This is a genomic window from Nonomuraea sp. B208 (assembly GCF_057536035.1).
This window is the reverse complement of sequence record NZ_BAAJOU010000020.1, coordinates 157,067-178,380: the sequence shown is the minus strand read 5'-3', so window position 1 is coordinate 178,380 and position 21,314 is coordinate 157,067. Positions and strand designations below refer to the sequence as shown.

The window sequence follows — 21,314 nt, the reverse complement described above, 5'->3', positions numbered from 1 at the left end:
GCTTGCCGCTATATCGTGAAAATTTGACGACCGGCAAGTAACTGGAGGTTTGTCCAGTTTGGGAATGGAGGTGTGAACGAGACCGACGTTACTGGCGGGGCGGTTCTGATGAAACCCCTGTGGGTGAGGAAGAGGCCCGCGGGGCGATCTCTTACACCTTGTTTCCGCAGATGGACGGCTGTTTACCGATTCTGGCGTAATTTTCGGACACTCTGGGACAAACTTCTCGATCGAGCACAATCGGTGGTTGGCTGCCTTCGGGCCATGTGCTCAAATGACGCTTATCTTGACGTACTAAATTGCCCCAACGCGCATTTACCTGCAGGGTCACCGAGAATTCCCCTCCCGGGGCGAGAGGTTGCGAAGGCAAGTGAGAACGCAGAGCGCTGAAGCTTCCGCCGACCGCGAGCCGCACGCGCACCAGAAGCAGCGCCAGAAGCAACGGCCGGCCAAACCCTCCTCACGCAGGTTCGGACTGGGCAACTGGCACGTGCGGTCGCGCCTCATCGCGCTGATCGTCGTTCCCACGGCCGTGGCCGTGGGGCTCGGCGGGCTCAGCGTGATCACCTCGCTCAACGACGCCGACACCTACCAGACCCTCCGGCAGGTCGCCGAGTTCAGCGAGCAGCTCGGGGCCGTCACCCACGAGCTCGCCTTCGAACGCGACGAGACCGCGCTGTTCATCGCCCAGGGCCGGCCCGGCAGCCGCGAGGCGCAGCTCCAGACCACCTACAGCGGCGTGGACGCGCTGATCGACGAGGCCAGGCAGCGGGGACAGGCCATCGCCGACACGCACGGCGGCTCCGTACGGCCGGTGCTGCGCCGGCTGGAGGAGATCCCGACGCTGCGCGCCACCGCCGTCAAGGGCAAGATCCAGCCGCTGCCGATGATCGACAAGTACTCCCAGATCATCTCCGCGCTCCTGCAGTTCCATGACCAGGTCGGCCAGGTCGCGGTGGACGACCAGGTCAACCACAGCGCGAGCGCGATGGCCGCCATCGCGCGGGCCAAGGAGCAGGCGTCCAAGCAGCGCGGCATCCTCGCCAGCGCCCTGGACAAGAAGTCCTTCGACAGCGGCGAGCTGGACGCGCTGACCGACGCCAAGGCGCGCGAGGAGAGCGAGGAGACCCTCTTCGCCACGCTGGCCAACCTCGACCAGCTGGAGCTCTACCGCAACACGGTGGTCGGCCGCGACGTGGACCAGACCGACCTGTTCCGGCTGCGCGCCATGGCGCAGGCGTCCGAGGGCAAGGAGCTGAGCATCGGCGCCTCGCCCAGCAGGGACGTCACGACCTGGTTCGACGTCAGCACCGGCAAGATCGACGCCCTGCGGGAGGTGGAGAAGGACCTCGCCTCCTCGGTGATCCTGCGCGCCCGCGGCCTGGAGGAGGGCGCCAACCGCGCGGCGATGATCTCCGGCGGCCTCATCCTGCTCCTGCTGCTCGTCGTGGTGGCGATCATCTCGCTCATCGCCCGCTCGCTCATCCGGCCGCTGCGCCGGCTGCGCCGCGAGGCGCTCGACATCGCCGGGCAGCGCCTGCCCGAGACGGTGAAGGCCCTGCGCGAGAGCACCGACGGCAGCCCGGGCCCGGTCGCCCCGATCAGCGTCGACACGCACGACGAGATCGGCGAGGTCGCGCGGGCCTTCGACGAGGTGCACCGCGAGGCGGTCCGGCTGGCCGGCGAGGAGGCCCGGCTGCGCAGCAACGTCAACGCGATGTTCGTGAACCTCTCGCGCCGCAGTCAGACGCTGGTGGAGCGGCAGATCACCCTGATCGACGGTCTGGAGCAGGGCGAGCAGGACGAGCAGCGGCTCGGCAACCTGTTCAAGCTGGACCACCTGGCCACGCGCATGCGGCGCAACAGCGAGAACCTGCTGGTGCTCGCCGGCCAGGAGCCGCCGCGCCGCTGGAGCCAGCCGGTCAAGCTGGTCGACGTCGCCCGCGCCTCTCTCTCCGAGGTCGAGAACTACGAGCGGGTCGTGCTCCAGGTGCCCGACGGCGTCTCGGTGGCGGGCCAGGCCGTCAACGACGTCATCCACCTGCTCGCCGAGCTGGTGGAGAACGCGCTGTCGTTCTCGCCGCGCGAGACCAGGGTGACGGTCTCCGGCAGCCGGATCGACGGCGGCGGCGTGATGCTGTCGATCACCGACTCCGGCATCGGCATGACCCAGGACGAGCTCGTCCAGGCCAACGACCGGCTGACCGACGCGCCCTCCGTGGACGTGTCGGTGTCCCGGCGGATGGGCCTGTTCGTGGTCGCCCGCCTGGCCCACCGGCACGGCATCCGCGTGCAGCTGCGCCCGCACGCCTCCGGCGGGCTGACCGCCATGGTGCTCATCCCCGAGAACATGCTGGGCTCCCAGGCCCCGGCGCACGCGGCCGGGATGCCGTCGTTCACCGGCAACCAGCCGCCGTCGTACAACCCGCCGCCGGCCTTCGACCAGCCGTCCTCGCACCCGTCCTCGCACCCGTCCTCAGGGCACCCGTCCTTCGGCCAGCCGTACGAGCGGCCGCCCGCCTTCTCCGGCGCGGGCGGCGGGGGAGGGGACGAGCCCTACTCGGGCCCGCACCCGGCCCCGCCCGCCATCGACTGGCCGCAGCCGCCCGCCCAGCTCGGCCCCGGCCACCCGTCCTTCCCCTCCGGTCCCTCCGAGGGCAACGGCTGGCCGAACGTGCCAGGCTGGCAGCCCGACGCGGCCTCCTGGTCGGCGCCGGAACCGCGCGGCTTCGACGCCTCCGACGTCTGGTCGCCGCCCCGGACCTCCGCGTGGAACGGCGGCGGCCTGCCCAGAAGGCCCACGCCACCGCAACCGCCGCCCGGCGGCTGGAGCGGCGACACGATGCCGCCGCAGCGCCCCGGGTTCGAGTTCACCGACGACTCCGGGGACACCGGGCCCATCCCGGCGGTCCCTCCGGCGGCCGGCGGCGACGACTACTTACCGATCTTCGCCGCGGTCGAGTCCGCCTGGTTCGGCCGCGACAAGACGTGGAGCAGCAGCAAGGCGGACGAGGGATGGAACGCTGCGGAGGCCGTGGTGGAACCGGTACGTGACGGATCGACGGCCGCCGGCCTGCCCAAGCGGGTGCCCAAGGCCAACCTGGTGCCCGGCTCGGCGGGCACCACGGCCGCGCCCAAGGGCGTGACGCCGATGCCGTCGGTCTCGCCCGACCGGGTCCGCAACCGCCTGTCCAGCTTCCAGCAGGGTTACCGGGCGGCGCGGGACGACATCACCGAGGGCAAGGCGTTCTCCGCCGGCTCGCGGAACGACGAAAGGGAGGAGGGCGCGTGAACGACCTGAGCCACGCGGCACGCGGGGTGGATTGGTTGATCACCGACTTCGTCAGCACGGTGCCGGGTGTCGCGCACGCGGTGGTCGTCTCTTCTGACGGGTTGCCGCTGGCCGCCTCGTCGGGCTTCCCGGCGGACCGGGCCGACCAGCTGGCGGCCATCGCGTCGGGTCTGGTGAGCCTGACGCAGGGGGCGGCCAGGGTGTTCGAGGGCGGGGCGGTCAACCAGACGATCGTGGAGATGCAGCGCGGGCTGATGCTGATCATGTCGATCAGTGACGGCTCGTGCCTGGCGGTGCTGGCCGCCCCGGACTGTGACATGGGTCTGGTGGCGTACCAGATGACGCTGATGGTCGAGCGCGCGGGCCAGGTGCTGACCCCGGCTGTGCGCGCGGAGCTGCGTGCCAGCCAGACCAGGTGATGGAATGACGGACCCCAGATGGAACAGCGGCGGGTGGGCGCCGGAGTCGCAGCCCCAGTCCCAGCCCCAGTCGCAGCTGAACCCGGACCCCGCATCGCCCGTCCGTCCCTACGCCGTGACAGGCGGGCGGACGGCGCCGCGGGTCAAGCTGGCGATGGAGGCCCTGGTGTCCTCGGCGACCGCCGAGCATCGGGAGTTCTCGCATATCACGCCGGAGTACCAGGCGATCAGCCAACTGTGCCGGCAGGTCCGGTCCGTCGCGGAGGTCTCCGCCCTTCTCCGGATCCCCCTTGGCGTGGTCCGCGTGCTGATCGCTGACATGGCGGCCGAGGGCCTGGTCCGCGTGCACCAGCCACAGCTGGAGGACGCCGGCCGGCCCGATGTGAACTTGCTCGAAAGGGTGCTCAGTGGACTTCGCAGGCTCTAGCCCCGGACTCACCTCGACGAAGATCGTCGTGGCCGGCGGCTTCGGGGTGGGCAAGACGACGTTCGTCGGCGCGGTGTCGGAGATCATGCCGCTGACCACGGAAGCCGTCATGACCGACGCCTCCGCAGGCATCGACGACCTCGGCATGACCCCGCTGAAGTCGACCACGACTGTGGCCATGGACTTCGGCCGCGTCTCGCTCGACCGCGACCTGATCCTCTACCTGTTCGGCACGCCGGGACAGCACCGGTTCTGGTTCATGTGGGACGACCTGGTGCGCGGCGCCATCGGCGCGGTCGTGCTGGTCGACACCCGACGGCTGGCCGACAGCTTCCCCGCCATCGACTATTTCGAAGAGGCGCAGCTGCCGTTCATCGTGGGGATCAACGGCTGGGACGGCCAATATCCGCACAGCGACGGCGAGGTCCGCGACGCCCTCACCCTGGCACCGCACATCCCCATGGTGCGGCTCGACGCCCGCAAGAAGGACTCCGTCAAGAACACGCTGATCGAGCTGGTCGAGCACGCCCTCTCGGTGCGGATGGCCGTGCCGGGCTGGGGCGGCTGACCGCGAGGGATCCGCCGCCCCGCCCTCCGTTGCGTCCTGCCGCCGTGACGGAGGGCGGCGGCAGGGTCCGCAGGCGGCTCAGACGGGCAGGACTCAGATGGGCAGGGCCTCGATGAGGCTCGCGCCGGAGCCCAGGTCGACGACCTCGGAGAGGGCCAGGCCCGCCCGGCCGAGCAGCGCGGCGTACTCCTCCCGGGTGCGCTCCGCGCCCCCGTTGAAGATCGCCAGCATCCGCAGGTCGATGTCCTTGCCCAGGTGCGGCGCCGCGTCGTCGGGCAGCACCACCTCCAGCACGAGCACCCGCCCGTCCGGGTTCATGGCGCGCCGGATGTTGCCGAGGATGGTGACGGCGTCGTCGTCGTCCCAGTTGTGCAGGACGCTGGCCAGCAGGTAGACGTCGCCGCCGGCCGGCACCGCGGTGAAGAAGTCGCCGGCCACGACCTCCGTCCGCCCGGTCAGCCCCTCCTCGGCGAAGGTCCGCTCCGCGTGCGCGGTGACGTGGCCCAGGTCGAGCAGGACGCCGCGCATCCGCGGGTTGGCGTGCAGGACCGAGGCCAGGATGTGCCCCTTGCCGCCGGCCACGTCCACCATCGTCGCCTCCGGCGGGAAGGCGTACGCCTTGACCAGGCCCTCGATGAAGGGCAGGGCCCGCCGCCTCATGTAGTCGTCGAACATGCGGCTGAGCGCCGGGTCGGCGCCCAGGTGGTCGTAGAGGTGGCCGTACCGTTTCACGAAGGCCGAGCTGCCCTCGCGGACCGTGGCGGGGAGCAGGCCCATGGCGTACCAGAAGCTCTCCTCGCCGAGCATCCTGATCGACGAGCGGACCGAGTCGGGCACGTCCGAGCGCAGCGCGGTGCCTCTCGGGGCGAGGTCGTAGGCGTCAGGACCGGCGGGCCGGACCAGGTCCATGGCGGCCAGCTCGCGCAGGACCCGGCGCAGCGCGGGCGCGTCGGCCTCGCAGCGCCGGGCCAGCTCGGCGGTGCCGAGCGGGCCGTCCGCCAGGTGGTCGGCCACGCCCAGCTCCGCCATGGTGAGCAGGGCGGCCAGCCGGGAGATGTCGCCTACGGCTCCCCAGAGAAGCTCGTCGGAATGCGGCATACGTCCTTCCAGGTCAGGTCGCGTTGCGGGTGGCCTGCCGGTGCCAGACGAGCAGACGCCGCTCGACCAGCACGAACAGGGAGTTCACGAGATAACCGAGCACTCCGAGCAGCACGATCGCGGCCCACACCCCGGCGCCGTCGAAGCTGCGCTGGGCCTGCAGCAGCTGGTAGCCGATCCCGTCGGTGCTGCCGAACAGCTCCGAGATGACCATGAGGATCAGCGCCAGCGACAGGCTCAGCCGCAGCCCCGCGAAGATCTTCGGCGAGGCGGCGGGCAGCACCACGAGCCGCAGGTACTGCTGCTTGGACAGGTTGAAGACGACGGCCGTCTCGGTGTAGGTGCGGTCCACCGCACGTACGCCGTCGATCGAGTTGAGCAGCACCGGCCAGATCACGCCGAACACGATCGCCGCCAGCATCATCGGCAGGCTCGCCTGGAACAGCACGATGAAGACCGGCAGCAGCAGCGGCGGCGGGATCGCCCGGCCGAACTCGATCAGCGGGTCCACGTAGTCGGTCGCCGTGCGCGAGCGCCCGAGCAGCACGCCCGCGACGATGCCCAGCACCGCGGCGAGCACCCAGCCGCTGAACATCCGGGCGAGGCTCGGCAGCAGGTTCTCCAGCGCGTCGTCCGTCAGGAAGAGACGGGAGGCCGGGCCGGAGAACCACAGCTCGTACATCCGGGCGACGATCGTCGTGGGCGGCGGGAAGTCGGTGTCCTCCACCGCGCGGGCGACGATCTCCCACGCGACGAGCACGACCGGGATGACCCAGAACCGGGCGAGTGCCTTCACGACTGCGCTCCCGTCCGCATGCGGTGCCAGTGGAACAGACGGCGCTCGCCGGCCAGCAGCACCAGGTTGGCGGCCACGCCGAACAGCCCGGCCCAGACGGTCGCGGCCATCATGAGGTCCATGCGGTTGCCGCTGCCGGCCTGGATGACGTACACGCCGATGCCGGCGACGCCGCCCGCGACCAGCTCGGCGCTCACGGCGAGGACCAGCGCGATGCCGGCCGCGATGCGCACGCCGGTGGCCATGAACGGGGCCGCGCTCGGCACGCTCACGCGCGAGAGCACCGCGAGCGGGCCGAAGCCGAAGCTGCGCAGGGACTCCTTGGCCAACGGGTCCACGTCGTGCATGCCGTAGAGGGTGTTGATGAGGATCGGCCACAGGGAGGCGTACACGATCACCGAGACCTTCATCATCTCGTCCACCGGGATGAGCAGGATGGCGAGCGGGATGATGGCGACCGAGGGGATCGGGCGCAGGAACTCCAGGATGGGCCGGATGGCGCGCTCCACCGGCGGCAGCGAGCCCAGCAGCACGCCGAGCGGCACCGCGACGCAGATCGCGATCAGCAGGCCGAGCGCCCAGTTGGCGAGGGTCGCGGCGACTCCGGCGAGGAAGTCGGGGTCCGCCAGGAGGCGCCCGGTTTCGAGCAGGATGGTCGATGGGGGAGGGAAGTCCATGTCATCGCCGATGCCGTAGCGGATGACCAGCTCCCCGACGACGAAGAACCCCGCGGCGCCGGCGGCGCCGCGGAGCAGGCGAGCACCGGTCATCCGCTTGAGGCGGGCGCCGCGATCACGGACTTCACGTCGATCGAGTTCTTGAGGTACCCGTACTCGAGCATGAGGTCGGCCACCTTCTGGAGGCGGTTGGCGTTGAGCTCACTCGGATAGGTGCCGAGCGTGATCACGGACGCCGTCTTGGCGTCGATCTTGGTGTACTTCGGCAGCATGGCCTCGATCTCCTTGCGGTCGCTGGAGGCGAGCTGCTGGGCCTTGGCGATCGCGCGCTGGAAGGCGGCGAGGGTCTTCGGGTACTTCTGCACCCACTCCTCGGTGGCCATCCAGCCGGCGATCGGCAGGTCCTCGGTCTGGCCGGTCATGGTGTCGGCCAGCTTGCGGAAGCCGTTGGCGCTCTGGTTGGCGGTGATGAACGGCTCGGTGATCCAGCCGGCGTCCGCCTGACCGGCCTTGATCGCGTTGCCCATCTCGGGGAACGGCTTCTCCGCGAACTTCACGTCGTCCTTGGAGAGACCGGCGACCTTGAGCTGCGTCTCCACCGCGAGAGTGGCGACATTGTTCAGGTTGTTGACGAAAATCGTCTTGCCCTTGAGGTCGGCCACCGTCTTGATGGGCGAGTTGCCCGGCACCATGATGACGAAGCAGTTCGCGCCCGCCTGGTACATGTCGGCGACGAGCTTGATCTTCTTGCCGCCGGCGACGGCCGCGAAGGTCGAGACGTAGTTCGTCTGCGAGATGTCGAGCTGGCCGCTCTCGATCATCGGGACGGCCACGGCGCCACCGGTGATGGGCGTGGGCTCGACGGTCAGGCCCTCTTCCTTGAAGAAGCCCTTGGCCTGCGCGATGTAAACCGATACAGGGTCAGGGATCGGAAGAGCACCGACCTTAATGGTGGTTTTCTCCAAGCCCTTGCTGTTGGCTGAGGTGGTGCCGCCGTCGTCGGATCCACCGCAGCCGGCAAGCGTCAGAGCGACTGTGACGCCGAGTGCGACGGCGTAACAGCGCAGTTTGCGTGTCATGGGGGGTTCTCCTACCAGGGGGAAGCTTCTGGAGATCGGCACAGGATACCGGGCGTGAAGCGTAGCGGAAGGGAACGCCGAAGGTCGGCGCAATGCCGCGTATATGCTGTTTATCTGTCAAATAAGACTGTAAACGGCTATAGATGTAAATATGGGGATAAAGACCGATTATGTGTCGAATGTCCGGATTGGTGTGCCGGTTGCGCTCCGTGGTCGAGAGCTTGCCATGTGAACAATGTGTGATCTGGAACGGTTGAAAACTGGCGATACGTTGGCCTAACTATGAGGTTTGTGCTCAAATTGGGCCTCGAACTTGCCTGCGATCACTCGTGCGAGAGACGAAGCCGCTGAGACCCCCACAAAGCAGGCCATGGCGAGAGGTTGCCACCAGTGAGGACAACAACGACCGAAACCGGTCGTGGTAGGGCCCCGGACGTGCCCGAAAAGCCAGTGGGCGGCGAGGTGCCAGAGGTTCAGCTGCCCAAGTCGGGCAGCCCGCTCGCGCTGCGCAACTGGCGGGTACGCACCCGCCTGATCGCCCTCATCGCCATCCCCACGATCGTGGCCGTCGTGCTGGGCGCGCTCCGCGTCACCAGCTCGATCGGCAGCGCCCAGCAGTACCAGGTCGTCGGCGAGGTCAACACGCTCATCACGCAGGTCGGCGAGCTCGTCCGCGACCTCGGACTCGAGCGCGACCTGGCCAGCCGCTACGTCGCCTCCGGCCGTTCCGACGGCGAGCTGGACCGGCTGACCGGCCAGCAGCGCATCGTCGACGTCAGCGTGGGCCGCGTGCTGTCCAACGCGAAGACCACCGAGGAGTCCCTGTCCGAGATCGGCCGCCGATCCCTCGACCGGACCAGGACCCGGCTCTCCCAGCTCCGCTCGCTGCGTGACACGGTGACCAAGACGCAGCTCCCGCCGCTGCCGACGATGGAGAAGTACTCCGAGACCATCGCCGAGCTGCTGCAGCTCTACGACGAGCTGGCCCAGGGCGCCGCGGACGAGCAGCTGATCTCCACCAGCGCCGCCCTGCGCGCCGTCGCGCGCGCCGAGGAGGAGGCGTCCAAGCAGCGCGGCCTGCTGGCGATCGCGCTGGAGCGCGGGTCGTTCGAGGAGACCGAGTTCAACGCCTTCCTCGACGCCGGGTCCAAGCGCAACAGCGAGCGGGCGGCCTTCCGCTCCGCCGCCACCCTCCAGCAGCGGCAGATGTTCGACGACACCGTCGCGAACCTCAAGATCGGCCGCGCGGAGTTCTACATCGACCGCGCCATCCTGCTGCACAACAACGCCGTCGGCGTCGCCAACAGCAACAACGTCGCCGGCACCCGCTACCTGCGCCGGCTCGACACCGGCAGCAACGACGACGCGGGCCGCTGGTTCGACTCCATCTCCGACACCGTGGACCGCCTCCACCAGGTGCAGAAGAACCTGGGCGTGCAGGTCGCGACCCGTTCCACCGACGTCGCGAGCGCCGACAGGCAGACCGCCGCGATCAACATCGCGATCGTGGTCGGCCTGCTGATCCTGGTCCTCGTGATCACCGCCATCATGGCGGGCTCGCTGGTCCGGCCGCTGCGCCGGCTGCGCGGCGACGCGCTCAAGATCGCCGGTCAGACCCTGCCCGACCTGGTCCGCCAGCTCCGCGAGACGGACGTCAGCCCCGACAAGCTCCGCGTGCCGCCCATCGAGATCAACTCCAAGGACGAGATCGGTGAAGTGGCGCGGGCCTTCGACGAGGTCCACCGCGAGGCGGTCCGCCTGGCGGGCGAGGAGTCCAAGCTCCGGGCCAACGTCAACGCGATGTTCGTGAACCTGTCCCGCCGCAGTCAGACGCTGGTGGAGCGGCAGATCACCCTGATCGACGGTCTTGAGCAGGGCGAGCAGGACGAGCAGCGGCTCGGGAACCTGTTCAAGCTGGACCACCTGGCGACCCGTATGCGCCGCAACAGCGAGAACCTGCTGGTGCTCGCCGGCCAGGAGCCGCCGCGCCGCTGGAGCCAGCCGGTCAAGCTGGTCGACGTCGCCCGCGCCTCTCTCTCCGAGGTCGAGAACTACGAGCGGGTCGTGCTGGAGGTGCCCGAGGGCGTCTCCATCGCCGGCCAGGCCGTCAACGACGTCATCCACCTGCTCGCCGAGCTGATCGAGAACGCGCTGTCGTTCTCGCCGCGCGAGACCCGCGTCCCCGTCTCGGGCAGCCGGATCGACGGCGGCGGCATCATGCTCTCGATCAGCGACTCCGGCATCGGCATGACGGCCGAGGAGCTGACCCAGGCCAACGACCGGCTCACCAACGCCCCTACCGTGGACGTGTCGGTGTCCCGCCGCATGGGCCTGTTCGTGGTCGCCCGCCTGGCGCACCGCCACGGCATCCGCGTGCAGCTGCGCCCGCACGGCTCCGGCGGCCTGACCGCCATGGTCCTCATCCCCGAGTCGCTGCTCGGCGCGCAGGCCCCCTCGTACGCCGGCTCCGCCACGCCCGCCGGCGCGGGCTCCGGGCAGCCGTCCCGCGAGGAGGCGTTCCCGTCGCCGCAGCCCGCGGGCGCCGGCTGGCCGGCCACGTCCTACCAGCTCGGTCCCGGGCATCCGTCGTACCCGTCGTACCCGTCGGCGGAGCCCGCCGCGGCAGGCTCCCCGTGGGCCTCGGCGCCGCAGTGGCCCTCCACGGACAGCGCCATGGGCATGGGCAGCGGCGCCGGCAACGGCATGGGCGCCGGCATGGGAAGCGGCGCCGGCAACGGCGCGAGCAACTGGATGGCGAACAACTCCGCGCCCTCCTCGGACGTCTGGGTCTCCTCGCGCGGCCCGGCGACCGGCGAGACCACGGCGCTGCCGCGCAGGGGCGCCGCCCCGCCGGAGGAGCCCTCGCCCTGGACCCGCGCCCCCGCCGAGGAGCCGAGCCCGTGGACGCGCCCCGCCGGGCGGCCGTCCGGCGGTCCCGCGCCGTCCTTCGACTTCCCCGAGACCGAGTCCGCCGCCACGGGGCCCATCCCCGTGGTCAAGCCGGCCACGTCAGGGGACGAGTACCTGCCGATCTTCGCCTCCGTCGAGTCCGCCTGGTTCGACAACGGCGGCGAGGGCAACGCGGCCACCTGGGGCTCCAGCAAGGCCGACGAGGGCTGGAGCGCGGCCAAGGCCGTGGTCGAGCCGGTACGCGACGGGGCGACGGCCTCCGGTCTGCCCAAGCGGGTGCCCAAGGCCAACCTGGTGCCCGGCTCGGCCGACACCGTCTCGGCTCCGAAGGGCGTCGCGCCCATGCCCGCCGTCTCGCCGGACCGGGTGCGCAGCCGCCTGTCCAGCTTCCAGCAGGGCTTCCGGGCCGCACGCGATGACATCAGCGAGGGCAGGACGTACGGGTCCGGCCCCAGGAGTGACAGCAGGGAGGAGGGCGCGTGAACGACCTGAGCCACGCGGCACGCGGGGTGGATTGGTTGATCACCGACTTCGTCAGCACCGTCCCGGGTGTCGCCCACGCGGTGGTCGTCTCCTCTGACGGGTTGCCGCTGGCCGCCTCGTCGGGCTTCCCGGCGGACCGCGCCGACCAGCTGGCCGCCATCGCGTCGGGCCTGATCAGCCTGACGCAGGGCGCGGCCAGGGTGTTCGAGGGCGGGGCGGTCAACCAGACCATCGTGGAGATGCAGCGCGGGCTGATGCTGATCATGTCGATCAGCGACGGCTCGTGCCTGGCGGTCCTCGCGGCCCCCGACTGCGACATGGGTCTGGTGGCGTACCAGATGACGCTGATGGTTGACCGCGCCGGGCAGGTGCTGACCCCGGCTGTGCGCGCGGAGCTGCGTGCCAGCCAGACCAGGTGATGGAATGACGAACCCCACGTGGAACAGCGGCGGGTGGAACAGCGGCGGCTGGGAGCCCCCGCCGCCGCCTCAGCCCATGGCCGCCGACCCTGCCTCACCGGTACGCCCGTACGCCGTCACCGGCGGGCGGACCGCACCGAAGGTCAAACTGGCGATGGAGGCACTGGTGTCCTCGGCGACCGCCGAGCACCGGGAGTTCTCCCACATCACGCCCGAGTACAAGGCGATCAGCCAGCTCTGCCTGCAGGTGAGGTCGGTGGCGGAGGTCTCCGCGCTGCTGCGGATGCCGCTCGGCGTGGTGCGTGTCCTGATCGCTGACATGGCGGCCGAGGGTCTCGTGCGGGTGCACCAGCCGCAGCTCGAGGCGGGTAGGCCGGACGTCAACCTGCTGGAAAGGGTGCTCAGTGGACTTCGAAGGCTCTAGCCCCGGCCTCACCTCGACGAAGATCGTCGTGGCCGGGGGCTTCGGCGTCGGCAAGACGACGTTCGTCGGCGCGGTGTCGGAGATCATGCCGTTGACGACCGAGGCCGTCATGACCGACGCGTCCGCCGGCATCGACGACCTCGGCATGACCCCGCTGAAGTCGACCACGACCGTGGCCATGGACTTCGGCCGCGTCTCGCTCGACCGCGACCTGATCCTCTACCTGTTCGGCACGCCCGGACAGCACCGGTTCTGGTTCATGTGGGACGACCTGGTGCGCGGCGCGATCGGGGCCGTGGTCCTGGTGGACACCCGCCGGCTGGCCGACAGCTTCCCCGCCATCGACTATTTCGAAGAGGCGCAGCTGCCGTTCATCGTGGGGATCAACGGCTGGGACGGCCAGTATCTCCACAGCGACGGAGAGGTCCGCGACGCCCTCACCCTGGCCCCGCACATTCCCATGGTGCGGCTCGACGCACGCTCCAAGGACTCCGTCAAGAGCGCTCTGATCAACCTCGTCGAGCACGCTCTCACCGTTCGGATGGCCGTGCCAGGCTGGAGCGGCTGAGGAAGCGGATAGTCTGGAGTCTTAGACGTTCATTCGCTTCGAGGACTGGCCAACCACGTGTTCGAGACGCTTTCCGACCGCCTCACATCGGTTTTCTCCTCCCTTCGATCCAAGGGCCGGCTGTCCGATGCCGACATCGACGCCACCACCCGGGAGATCCGCATCGCGCTGCTGGAGGCCGATGTCGCGCTCCCGGTGGTCAAGGCGTTCGTCGCCCAGGTCAAGGAGCGCGCCCGCGGGGCCGAGGTGTCCCAGGCGCTCAACCCGGCGCAGCAGGTCGTCAAGATCGTCAATGACGAGCTGATCGAGATCCTCGGCGGCGAGACCCGCAGGCTCCGCCTCGCCAAGACGCCGCCCACCGTCATCATGCTGGCGGGTCTCCAGGGCGCGGGCAAGACGACCCTGGCGGGCAAGCTGGCCAGGTGGCTGCGCGAGCAGGGCCACGCGCCCATGCTGGTCGCCGCCGACCTGCAGCGCCCCAACGCCGTCCAGCAGCTCCAGGTCGTCGGCGAGCGCGCCGGCGTCGCCGTCTACGCGCCCGAGCCGGGCAACGGCGTCGGCGACCCCGTGGGCGTGGCCCGCCACTCGATCGACGAGGCCAAGCGGCTGCAGCACGACATCGTCATCATCGACACCGCCGGTCGCCTCGGCATCGACCAGGAGATGATGAAGCAGGCCGCCGACATCCGCGACGCGGTGCGGCCCGACGAGGTCCTGTTCGTCGTCGACGCCATGATCGGCCAGGACGCCGTCACCACGGCGCAGGCGTTCATGGAGGGCGTCGGCTTCGACGGCGTCGTGCTCACCAAGCTCGACGGCGACGCCCGCGGCGGCGCGGCCCTGTCGGTGCGGCACATCACCGGCCGGCCGATCATGTTCGCCTCCACGGGCGAGAAGCTGGAAGACTTCGACGCCTTCCACCCCGACCGGATGGCCTCCCGCATCCTCGACATGGGTGACATCCTCACCCTGATCGAGCAGGCCCAGAAGACGTTCGACGAGGAGCAGGCCGCCAAGATGGCGGGCAAGCTCACCTCGGGCGAGAACTTCACGCTGGACGACTTCCTCGAGCAGATGATGATGGTCCAGAAGATGGGCCCCATCAAGAACCTGCTCGGCATGATGCCCGGCATGGGCCAGATGCGCGACCAGCTCAACGCCATCGACGACCGCGACCTCGACCGCATCGCCGCGATCATCCGCTCGATGACCCCGGCCGAGCGCCAGGACCCGAAGATCATCAACGGTTCCCGCCGCGCCCGCATCGCGGCCGGCTCCGGCGTCACGGTCAGCGCGGTCAGCAACCTCGTCACCCGCTTCTTCGAGGCCCAGAAGATGATGAAGCGGGTCGCGGGCGGCATGGGCATCCCCGGCATGCCGGGCGGCCGGGGCAAGGCGGCCAAGGCGCAGAAGAAGAACAAGAAGGGCCGGCGCGTCAGCGGCGACCCGCGCAAGGCGGCGCTGGAGAAGTCGTCGTCCGGCGCGGGCGCGGGCGACGGCCAGGCGCAGCCCAAGCAGGGCGGCATGCTGGGCAACCTGCACGGCAAGCTGCCCCCGGGCATCGAGCTGCCGCCCGGCTTCGACCCGTCCAAGCTGAAGCTGCCCGGCCAGAACTGACGCCGGGTCGCCTCGTTGCCGAGGCTTTGCGGGGGTGGCCCCGCGAGGTGTCGTGGACAGTGACGGCGATCTGGCACAATTGCATGTTGGAACATCGTGTTCAGGTGGGCGCCCTCTCACCGACCCGCTGAGCACGCCTGTCCCTGGAGCGTCGTCCTGTCGTGCCCCACTCGGCGCGGCGCCGCTCACCCACGCTCTAATGCAGGAGAGACCACACCCGTGGCAGTCAAGATCAAGCTCAAGCGGCTCGGCATGATCCGCAACGCTCAATACCGCATCGTCGTCGCCGACAGCCGCACCAAGCGTGACGGCCGGGCGATCGAGGAGATCGGCCTGTACCACCCGAAGGACGACCCTTCGCGCATCGAGATCAACGCTGAGCGTGCGGCCTACTGGCTGGGGGTCGGTGCCCAGCCGACCGAGCCGGTGCTCAAGCTGCTCAAGCTCACCGGTGACTGGCAGAAGTTCAAGGGCGAGCCCGCCCCGGCGCCCCTCAAGGTCGCCGAGCCCAAGCCCGACCGGCACGCGATCTACGAGGCCGCGGCGAAGGAGGCCCTGTCCGGTGGCGACACCGGCACGGCCGCCACCACGCCGCGCAAGTCCAAGAAGAAGGACGAGACCGAGGCCCCCGCCGAGACCCCGACCGAGGGCGAGGGCTGACGTGCTCGAGGAGGCTCTCGAGCACCTCGTTAAGGGCATCGTCGAACATCCCGACGATGTCCGGGTCCGCGCACGCCGCATCCGCAGCGGGCGCGTCCTGGAGGTCCGGGTGCACCCCGAGGACCTGGGCAAGGTCATCGGACGCGGCGGGCGCACCGCCAAGGCGCTGCGCACGGTCGTCAACGCCCTGGCCGACGGGAAGTACGTGCGGGTCGATCTGCTCGACCTGCACGAGGCAGTCCGTTAGCGTCAGGTTTTCCGCGCCCTCACCGGTTCACCGCCGGTGGGGGCGCTCCGCGTTAGAAAGGGCACGTTCGTGCAGTTGGTCGTCGGCCGGATAGGCCGTCCGCACGGGGTACGCGGCGAGGTCACCGTCGAGGTGCGCACCGACGAGCCCGAGCGGCGCTTCGCCGTCGGGGCGTCGATCGCCACCGACCCGGCCGGCTCCGGGCCTCTCGTCGTCGCCGGCCGCCGCTGGCACAAGGGCATCCTGCTGGTGACGTTCGAGGGCGTCACGGACCGCGACGTCGCCGAGGACCTCCGGGGCACCATGCTCGTCATCGACTCGGCCGACGTCGAGCCCACCGGCGACCCCGACGAGTTCCACGACCACCAGCTCATCGGCCTGGCCGTCGAGACGGTCGCCGGCGAGCCCGTGGGCGAGGTGGAGGACGTCCTGCACCACGGCCAGGACCTCCTCGTGGTGCGCCGCGAGGGGCGGGAGGAGGCGCTCATCCCGTTCGTCAAGGCCCTGGTGCCCGAGGTCGACCTGGCCGGCGGCCGGCTGGTGGTCGACCCGCCGGAGGGGCTGCTCTGATGCGGCTCGACATCATCTCGATCTTCCCCGAGTACTTCGCGCCGCTCGACGTCTCGCTCATCGGCAAGGCGCGTGAGCGGGGCACTCTCGACGTACGCGTCCACCAGCTGCGCGACTGGACCCACGACGTGCACAAGACCGTGGACGACACCCCCTACGGCGGCGGCCCCGGCATGGTCATGAAGCCCGAGGTGTGGGGCGAGGCGATCGACGCGGTGATCGGCGACGGCGCGCCGCGGCTCGTGGTCCCGACGCCGAGCGGGCGGCCGTTCACGCAGGAGCTGGCGCAGGAGCTGGCGGGGGAGCCGTGGCTGCTGTTCGCCTGCGGCCGCTACGAGGGCATCGACTCCCGCGTCATGGCCGAGTACGGCGGGCGGCTGCGCGTCGACGAGGTCAGCATCGGCGACTACGTGCTGGCCGGCGGCGAGGTCGCGGTGCTGGTCATGGTGGAGGCCGTCGGCCGGCTGCTGCCCGGCGTGCTGGGCAACGCCCAGTCGGCCGTCGACGACTCCTTCGCCCCCGGCTCCATGCGCAACCTTGTCGAGGGCCCCGTCTACACCAAGCCGCCGGTCTGGCGCGGCCACGAGGTGCCGGCCGTGCTGCTGTCCGGGCACCACGGCAAGGTCGCCAGGTGGCGGCGGGACGAGGCGCTGCGGCGCACCGTGCGCAACCGGCCCGACCTCGCGGCGGAGCTCGACCCGGAGACGCTCGACAAGCACGACAGGAAGCTCCTGGAGGAGCTGTCGTTTCGCATCGAACGGGAAGATGTGGCAAACTGAATCGCTGCCCAACTCAGGTTGGCCGCTAGCGCATGCCCGGAATCCGATCCGGGACCACCGAAGACAGCAGGCGTGTCCGCTTCGTTGCCGCGTTCGTGAGAGCTCGGCCGAGTGGACCTCCGCGTGCCCCCGAACTTTGAGGAATGACTCTCATGCACACGAAGATCCAGGAGCTCGACAAGGCCGGCCTGCGCGACGACGTGCCGAACTTCCGCCCCGGTGACACGCTCGAGGTCCACGTACGCGTCGTCGAGGGCAACCGGTCCCGCATCCAGGTCTTCAAGGGCTTCGTGCTGCGCCGGCAGGGCAGCGGCGCCCGTGAGACCTTCACCGTCCGCAAGGTCAGCTACGGCGTCGGCGTCGAGCGCACCTTCCCGGTGCACAGCCCGGTGATCGAGAAGATCGTGCTCGTCACCCGTGGCGACGTGCGCCGCGCCAAGCTCTACTACATGCGCGACCTGCGCGGCAAGGCCGCCCGCATCCGCGAGAAGCGCGAGACCACGGCCGCCAAGTAAGCGCCCTTCGTCTCTTCCGTGGCCCGTGCCCTTGTGGCGCGGGCTTTCGGTTTTTACAGCGGCGTTTCTTTTATGTGGAGCGACCCGTGCGTGGGTGTAACGTCGGTCGAGGCTTGTCGAGCCCGTACATCATCTAGGCTCGTCAGCGATGACTAGCGAGAGCCAGGAGCACGGCGCGGCGCGCCGCCCTGTCGAGGACGAGGTGGACGTGGTCGCGGAAGAGACTCAGAAACCGGCCAAGGGCGGCAAGAAGGACAAGAAGGGGTCGTTCTGGAAAGAACTTCCCGTTCTGGTAGTAGTGGCCTTGGTGCTCGCCCTGATCATCAAGACGTTCGTGGTGCAGGCGTTCTACATTCCGTCGGAGTCGATGGAGAACACCCTGCTCAAGAACGACCGGGTGCTGGTCAACAAGCTCGTCTACCACACGCGCGACATCGAGCGGGGCGACGTCGTGGTCTTCTCCGGCGTCGACTCCTGGGACGGCGAGTTCCAGATGGAGGAGCCGTCCAACCCGGTCGAGGGGTTCTTCCGGTGGGTCGGCACGGCCTTCGGCATCGTGCCCGGCGAGAAGGACTACATCAAGCGCGTCATCGGCGTCGGCGGCGACCATGTCAAGTGCTGCGACCCCAAGGGCCGCATCACGGTCAACGGCACGCCCATCGACGAGGAGAGCTACCTCTATCCGGGCAACGTGCCCTCCGACCGGTTCTTCGACGTCACCGTGCCGCCCGGGCGGCTGTGGGTCATGGGCGACCACCGGTCGGTGTCGCTCGACTCGCGCTCCCACACGGGTGACCCCGGCGGCGGCTCCATCCCCGAGAGCCAGGTCATCGGACGGGCCTTCGTCATCGTCTGGCCCTTCGACCGGGCCCGCGTGCTGGAGATCCCCGACACCTTCGCGCAGCCCGCCCTCCACGCGCTGGGCGGGGCGGTCCCGTTGGTCGCCGGGTTCGGGCTGGCCGTACCCTTGGTCCTGGTCCGTCGGCGCCGGCGCACGAAGAGGCGCTGAATGGCCGTCACCAAGAAGGCGGAGGGCGTGGCAAAAGAGAAGAAGAAGGGCGGCTTCCGCGAGACGCTGCTGCTGCTGATCCTCGGCGTGGGCATCGCGCTGCTGCTGCAGGCGTTCGTGGTCGGCTCGTTCTACATCCCCTCGCAGTCGATGGAGAACACGCTGCTGATCAACGACCGCGTGTTCGTCAACAAGCTCTCGGGCAAGCCGGAGCGCGGCGACATCGTGGTGTTCAAGGGCTGGAACGGCGAGGACACCATCAAGCGGGTCATCGGCGTCGGCGGCGACCACGTCAAGTGCTGCGACTCCAAGAAGCGCATCACGGTCAACGACACCGCGCTGGACGAGACGTCCTACCTCTATCCCGGCGATTTCGCCTCGGGCGAGAAGTTCGACGTCACGGTTCCGGCCGGCAAGCTGTGGCTGATGGGCGACCACCGCAGCGCCTCGGCCGACTCGCGGGCCCACATGGAGGAGCCCGGCCAGGGCTTCATCTCGGAGAACGACGTGATCGGCAAGGCCGTGGTGCGCTACTGGCCGCTGTCGCGGGGCTACTTGTTCGCCCGTCCCGACACTTTCGACAAAATCAAGTAGACGGACTTTCGGTCGCGGGTTGCGGCGAATGGGGCGTACGCTGCCTCTGTCATGACAGTTGCGTTCCGCCCTCGACCGAGCGTCGTCCGGCGCGATTCCGGACTCTACGCCTACGAACGGGCACTGGCCCGCCGCGGCCTCACCCCGATCGCCGGCGTCGACGAGGCCGGGCGCGGCGCTTGCGCCGGTCCGCTCGTGGTGGCGGCCGTCGTCCTGCGCAGGCAGATCGACGGCCTGGGCGACTCCAAGCTCCTGACCCCGGCCGTGCGCGAACACCTCTACGAGCGCATCGTGCGCGTCTCCCACGTAGGCGTAGTGATCATCCCGCCGGGGGAGATCGATGCCAAAGGTCTGCACAAGTGCAACGTCTCAGGAATGCGGCGAGCCGTCGCGCAGTTGCCCTGTGACCCGGAGTACATCCTCACGGACGGTTTCCCGGTGCCGGGGCTGCCCGCGCCGTCACTGGCCGTGTGGAAGGGGGACCAGGTGGCCGCGTGCGTGGCGGCCGCGTCCATCGTGGCCAAGGTGACGAGGGACCGGCTGATGGTGACGCTCGACGAGCGCTACCCGCAGTACGGTTTCGCCGAGCACAAGGGGTACGTGACACCGCGGCACCGGCTGGCGCTGTCGGCGCACGGCCCGTGCCCGGACCACCGTTACTCCTTCGTCACGGTGGCCAGGGAGATGGGTGAGAATGAAATGGGGGCCGGGGTTGCCTGAGCAGGCAAACCGGGGGACCGGTACGACAGGAGGACCGCGATGAGCGCAGAGGATCTCGAAAAGTACGAAACCGAGATGGAGCTGCAGCTTTACCGCGAATACCGCGATGTCGTCGGATTGTTCACATATGTTGTGGAGACCGAGCGGCGGTTCTATCTGACCAACTCGGTCGACCTCGACGTCCGCACCGCCGAGAACGGCGACGTGTTCTTCGACGTGAAGATGCAGGACGCCTGGGTGTGGGACATGTATCGGCCGGCGCGGTTCGTGAAGAACGTGCGGGTGGTCACGTTCAAGGATGTGAACGTGGAAGAACTGGCCAAGGCCGATCTCGAGATGCCCAAGGAAGGGTTCTCCGGGTAGCGGGGGCGACCGGCTGGCTGGCTGGTTCGCTGGCTGGTGCGGAGATGCCTGGAGCGGGGCCGCTTTTGCCGGGTTGTATGGACTCGTCGCACTGATCCGGCACCTGCATCCTGGTCGGCCCTGCCCTGAAGGCCGTACAGGGACGCCGCCGCCCAGTTCGGCGCCGACGCTGATCCTCGCTTCGATCCCGCTCGCGACGCTGCTCGCGATCCCTTTCCGTGACGGCGCCCTCGATCCGGTCTGTGACGGCATCTCAGATCATGCCCGTGCCGCCGCTCCGTCGCGTCCTTGCCACCGTCGGGTTACCGCCTCCGATCGGCCTTTGCTTCCGCCTGCAACTGGCCTTTGACTCTCGCGTCCGATCGCGACTGGGTTTCGGCCCTGAGCGCGACCAATCCGTCGACCGCTGGCCTGCGGCCCGACCGCCGACGGCGATCCGGTCCCGTCCGGGACTTGGTTGCCGGCCCTGAGCGCGACCAATCCATCGACCGCTGGCCCGCGACCCGACCGCCGACGGCGATCCGGTCCCGTCCGGGACTTGGCCCCTGGTTCTGAGCGCGACCATCGACCGCTGCCCTGCGGCCTGACCGCCGCCCCGCGGCCCGACCGCCGACGGCGGCCCGACGGCCATCACCCTTACTTGCTACGGCCACATCGCCTTATCGCCATCTACCGGCCGAGCAAATCAACGCTCCCTCTCTCCGCCTGAGCTGCCGCGCTCACCTCTGGCGCTAGGCGCTCGCGCTCCCGGCGCTACGTGCTCGCACCTCTTCGGGTCTCACGTCCTTCCTCTTTGCCCGTACCCCTGCTTCCCGTCCCCGCGCCTCGCGCCGCCTCACCTCACCCTTGCGCGAGCCCTCGCTCTCCAACCCCGGCGCCTCCCGTCGGCGGGCTCTCGAATGCCAGCGCCAGTTGTCAGCGCGATGCGAGCATCCAGGAAGCAGTGCCGTCGCCCGTCGCCAGTCCTGTGAATCGCACGTCCGGCGTCATCACTCCGCCAGGTCGGCGTGCTTGCCGCCCTCTGCTCCCATCAATGCGGGCGAAGGCGTGCTCCTAACCGCGCTTGGACTCCGCCGTCGC

22 protein-coding genes are annotated in these 21,314 nt (G+C 69.5%); 18 read left to right on the top strand and 4 right to left on the bottom strand.

Features of this window, described 5'->3' with window-relative positions; translation table 11 throughout:
* Positions 1-370: 370 nt before the first annotated feature.
* Genes AC27IY_RS16000 through AC27IY_RS15985 form a run of 4 tightly spaced genes read left to right on the top strand, consistent with a single transcriptional unit; the run spans position 371 to position 4,706 of the window.
* A complete protein-coding gene (locus tag AC27IY_RS16000) occupies positions 371-3,292 on the top strand; it encodes a sensor histidine kinase (protein ID WP_423474693.1) in 2,922 nt (973 codons plus the stop codon).
* Positions 3,289-3,711 carry a roadblock/LC7 domain-containing protein gene (locus AC27IY_RS15995; protein WP_091093466.1) on the top strand — a complete coding sequence of 141 codons (423 nt, stop codon included), beginning with the start codon at positions 3,289-3,291 and terminating at the stop codon, positions 3,709-3,711. Before AC27IY_RS16000 ends, AC27IY_RS15995 begins: the two co-directional genes overlap by 4 nt.
* Before the next feature lie 4 nt (positions 3,712-3,715).
* On the top strand, positions 3,716-4,138 hold the full coding sequence (locus AC27IY_RS15990) for a DUF742 domain-containing protein (RefSeq protein ID WP_329583829.1): 423 nt from the start codon (positions 3,716-3,718) through the stop codon (positions 4,136-4,138).
* Complete coding sequence (locus AC27IY_RS15985) at positions 4,119-4,706, top strand: GTP-binding protein (RefSeq protein ID WP_091093469.1); 588 nt, start codon at positions 4,119-4,121, stop codon at positions 4,704-4,706. The genes AC27IY_RS15990 and AC27IY_RS15985 overlap by 20 nt, the downstream gene beginning before the upstream one ends.
* Before the next feature lie 93 nt (positions 4,707-4,799).
* Here AC27IY_RS15985 and AC27IY_RS15980 read toward each other — a convergent pair whose 3' ends face one another.
* The 4 genes from AC27IY_RS15980 to AC27IY_RS15965 are packed head-to-tail and all read right to left on the bottom strand — an operon-like array spanning position 4,800 to position 8,356.
* Positions 4,800-5,804, bottom strand: a complete 1,005-nt coding sequence (locus tag AC27IY_RS15980; protein ID WP_487178396.1) for a methyltransferase — start codon at positions 5,802-5,804, stop codon at positions 4,800-4,802.
* A 13-nt stretch (positions 5,805-5,817) separates the two neighbouring features.
* Complete coding sequence (locus AC27IY_RS15975) at positions 5,818-6,600, bottom strand: ABC transporter permease (RefSeq protein WP_487178395.1); 783 nt, start codon at positions 6,598-6,600, stop codon at positions 5,818-5,820.
* Entirely contained in the window at positions 6,597-7,370 is a 774-nt protein-coding gene (locus AC27IY_RS15970; protein WP_344209158.1) for an ABC transporter permease, read from the bottom strand. The genes AC27IY_RS15975 and AC27IY_RS15970 overlap by 4 nt, the downstream gene beginning before the upstream one ends.
* Positions 7,367-8,356, bottom strand: a complete 990-nt coding sequence (locus AC27IY_RS15965) for an ABC transporter substrate-binding protein (RefSeq protein WP_364448657.1) — start codon at positions 8,354-8,356, stop codon at positions 7,367-7,369. Before AC27IY_RS15965 ends, AC27IY_RS15970 begins: the two co-directional genes overlap by 4 nt.
* Positions 8,357-8,791: 435 nt before the next feature.
* Between AC27IY_RS15965 and AC27IY_RS15960 the strand changes: the two genes are divergently transcribed.
* From AC27IY_RS15960 to AC27IY_RS15895, 14 genes are all read left to right on the top strand, one after another.
* Positions 8,792-11,749, top strand: coding sequence for a sensor histidine kinase (locus AC27IY_RS15960; protein WP_423444346.1), 2,958 nt, complete (start codon positions 8,792-8,794; stop codon positions 11,747-11,749).
* Positions 11,746-12,168, top strand: coding sequence for a roadblock/LC7 domain-containing protein (locus tag AC27IY_RS15955; RefSeq protein ID WP_329583816.1), 423 nt, complete (start codon positions 11,746-11,748; stop codon positions 12,166-12,168). Before AC27IY_RS15960 ends, AC27IY_RS15955 begins: the two co-directional genes overlap by 4 nt.
* Before the next feature lie 76 nt (positions 12,169-12,244).
* Positions 12,245-12,592, top strand: coding sequence for a DUF742 domain-containing protein (locus AC27IY_RS15950; RefSeq protein WP_344210449.1), 348 nt, complete (start codon positions 12,245-12,247; stop codon positions 12,590-12,592).
* On the top strand, positions 12,573-13,160 hold the full coding sequence (locus AC27IY_RS15945; protein ID WP_344209149.1) for a GTP-binding protein: 588 nt from the start codon (positions 12,573-12,575) through the stop codon (positions 13,158-13,160). The genes AC27IY_RS15950 and AC27IY_RS15945 overlap by 20 nt, the downstream gene beginning before the upstream one ends.
* Before the next feature lie 57 nt (positions 13,161-13,217).
* The gene (gene ffh, locus AC27IY_RS15940) at positions 13,218-14,777 is read left to right on the top strand and encodes a signal recognition particle protein (RefSeq protein WP_423474698.1); all 1,560 of its coding nucleotides are present in this window, start codon (positions 13,218-13,220) and stop codon (positions 14,775-14,777) included.
* A 219-nt stretch (positions 14,778-14,996) separates the two neighbouring features.
* Positions 14,997-15,437: a 30S ribosomal protein S16 gene (gene rpsP, locus AC27IY_RS15935; protein WP_423444351.1), complete on the top strand. Its 441-nt coding sequence runs from the start codon at positions 14,997-14,999 to the stop codon at positions 15,435-15,437.
* Position 15,438: 1 nt separating this feature from the next.
* The gene (locus AC27IY_RS15930; RefSeq protein WP_043634919.1) at positions 15,439-15,684 is read left to right on the top strand and encodes an RNA-binding protein; all 246 of its coding nucleotides are present in this window, start codon (positions 15,439-15,441) and stop codon (positions 15,682-15,684) included.
* Between the two features lie 69 nt (positions 15,685-15,753).
* Positions 15,754-16,254, top strand: coding sequence for a ribosome maturation factor RimM (gene rimM, locus AC27IY_RS15925; protein ID WP_344209140.1), 501 nt, complete (start codon positions 15,754-15,756; stop codon positions 16,252-16,254).
* Positions 16,254-17,033, top strand: coding sequence for a tRNA (guanosine(37)-N1)-methyltransferase TrmD (trmD, locus tag AC27IY_RS15920; protein WP_487178394.1), 780 nt, complete (start codon positions 16,254-16,256; stop codon positions 17,031-17,033). The genes rimM and trmD overlap by 1 nt, the downstream gene beginning before the upstream one ends.
* Before the next feature lie 152 nt (positions 17,034-17,185).
* Positions 17,186-17,548, top strand: a complete 363-nt coding sequence (gene rplS, locus AC27IY_RS15915) for a 50S ribosomal protein L19 (protein WP_091093485.1) — start codon at positions 17,186-17,188, stop codon at positions 17,546-17,548.
* Positions 17,549-17,696: 148 nt separating this feature from the next.
* Positions 17,697-18,557 carry a signal peptidase I gene (gene lepB / locus AC27IY_RS15910; RefSeq protein ID WP_344209135.1) on the top strand — a complete coding sequence of 287 codons (861 nt, stop codon included), beginning with the start codon at positions 17,697-17,699 and terminating at the stop codon, positions 18,555-18,557.
* Positions 18,558-19,151 carry a signal peptidase I gene (gene lepB / locus AC27IY_RS15905; RefSeq protein ID WP_344209133.1) on the top strand — a complete coding sequence of 198 codons (594 nt, stop codon included), beginning with the start codon at positions 18,558-18,560 and terminating at the stop codon, positions 19,149-19,151.
* 51 nt (positions 19,152-19,202) lie between these two features.
* On the top strand, positions 19,203-19,871 hold the full coding sequence (locus AC27IY_RS15900) for a ribonuclease HII (RefSeq protein WP_344209131.1): 669 nt from the start codon (positions 19,203-19,205) through the stop codon (positions 19,869-19,871).
* Between the two features lie 39 nt (positions 19,872-19,910).
* Positions 19,911-20,234, top strand: a complete 324-nt coding sequence (locus tag AC27IY_RS15895; protein ID WP_026215037.1) for a DUF2469 domain-containing protein — start codon at positions 19,911-19,913, stop codon at positions 20,232-20,234.
* Positions 20,235-21,314 lie beyond the last annotated feature (1,080 nt).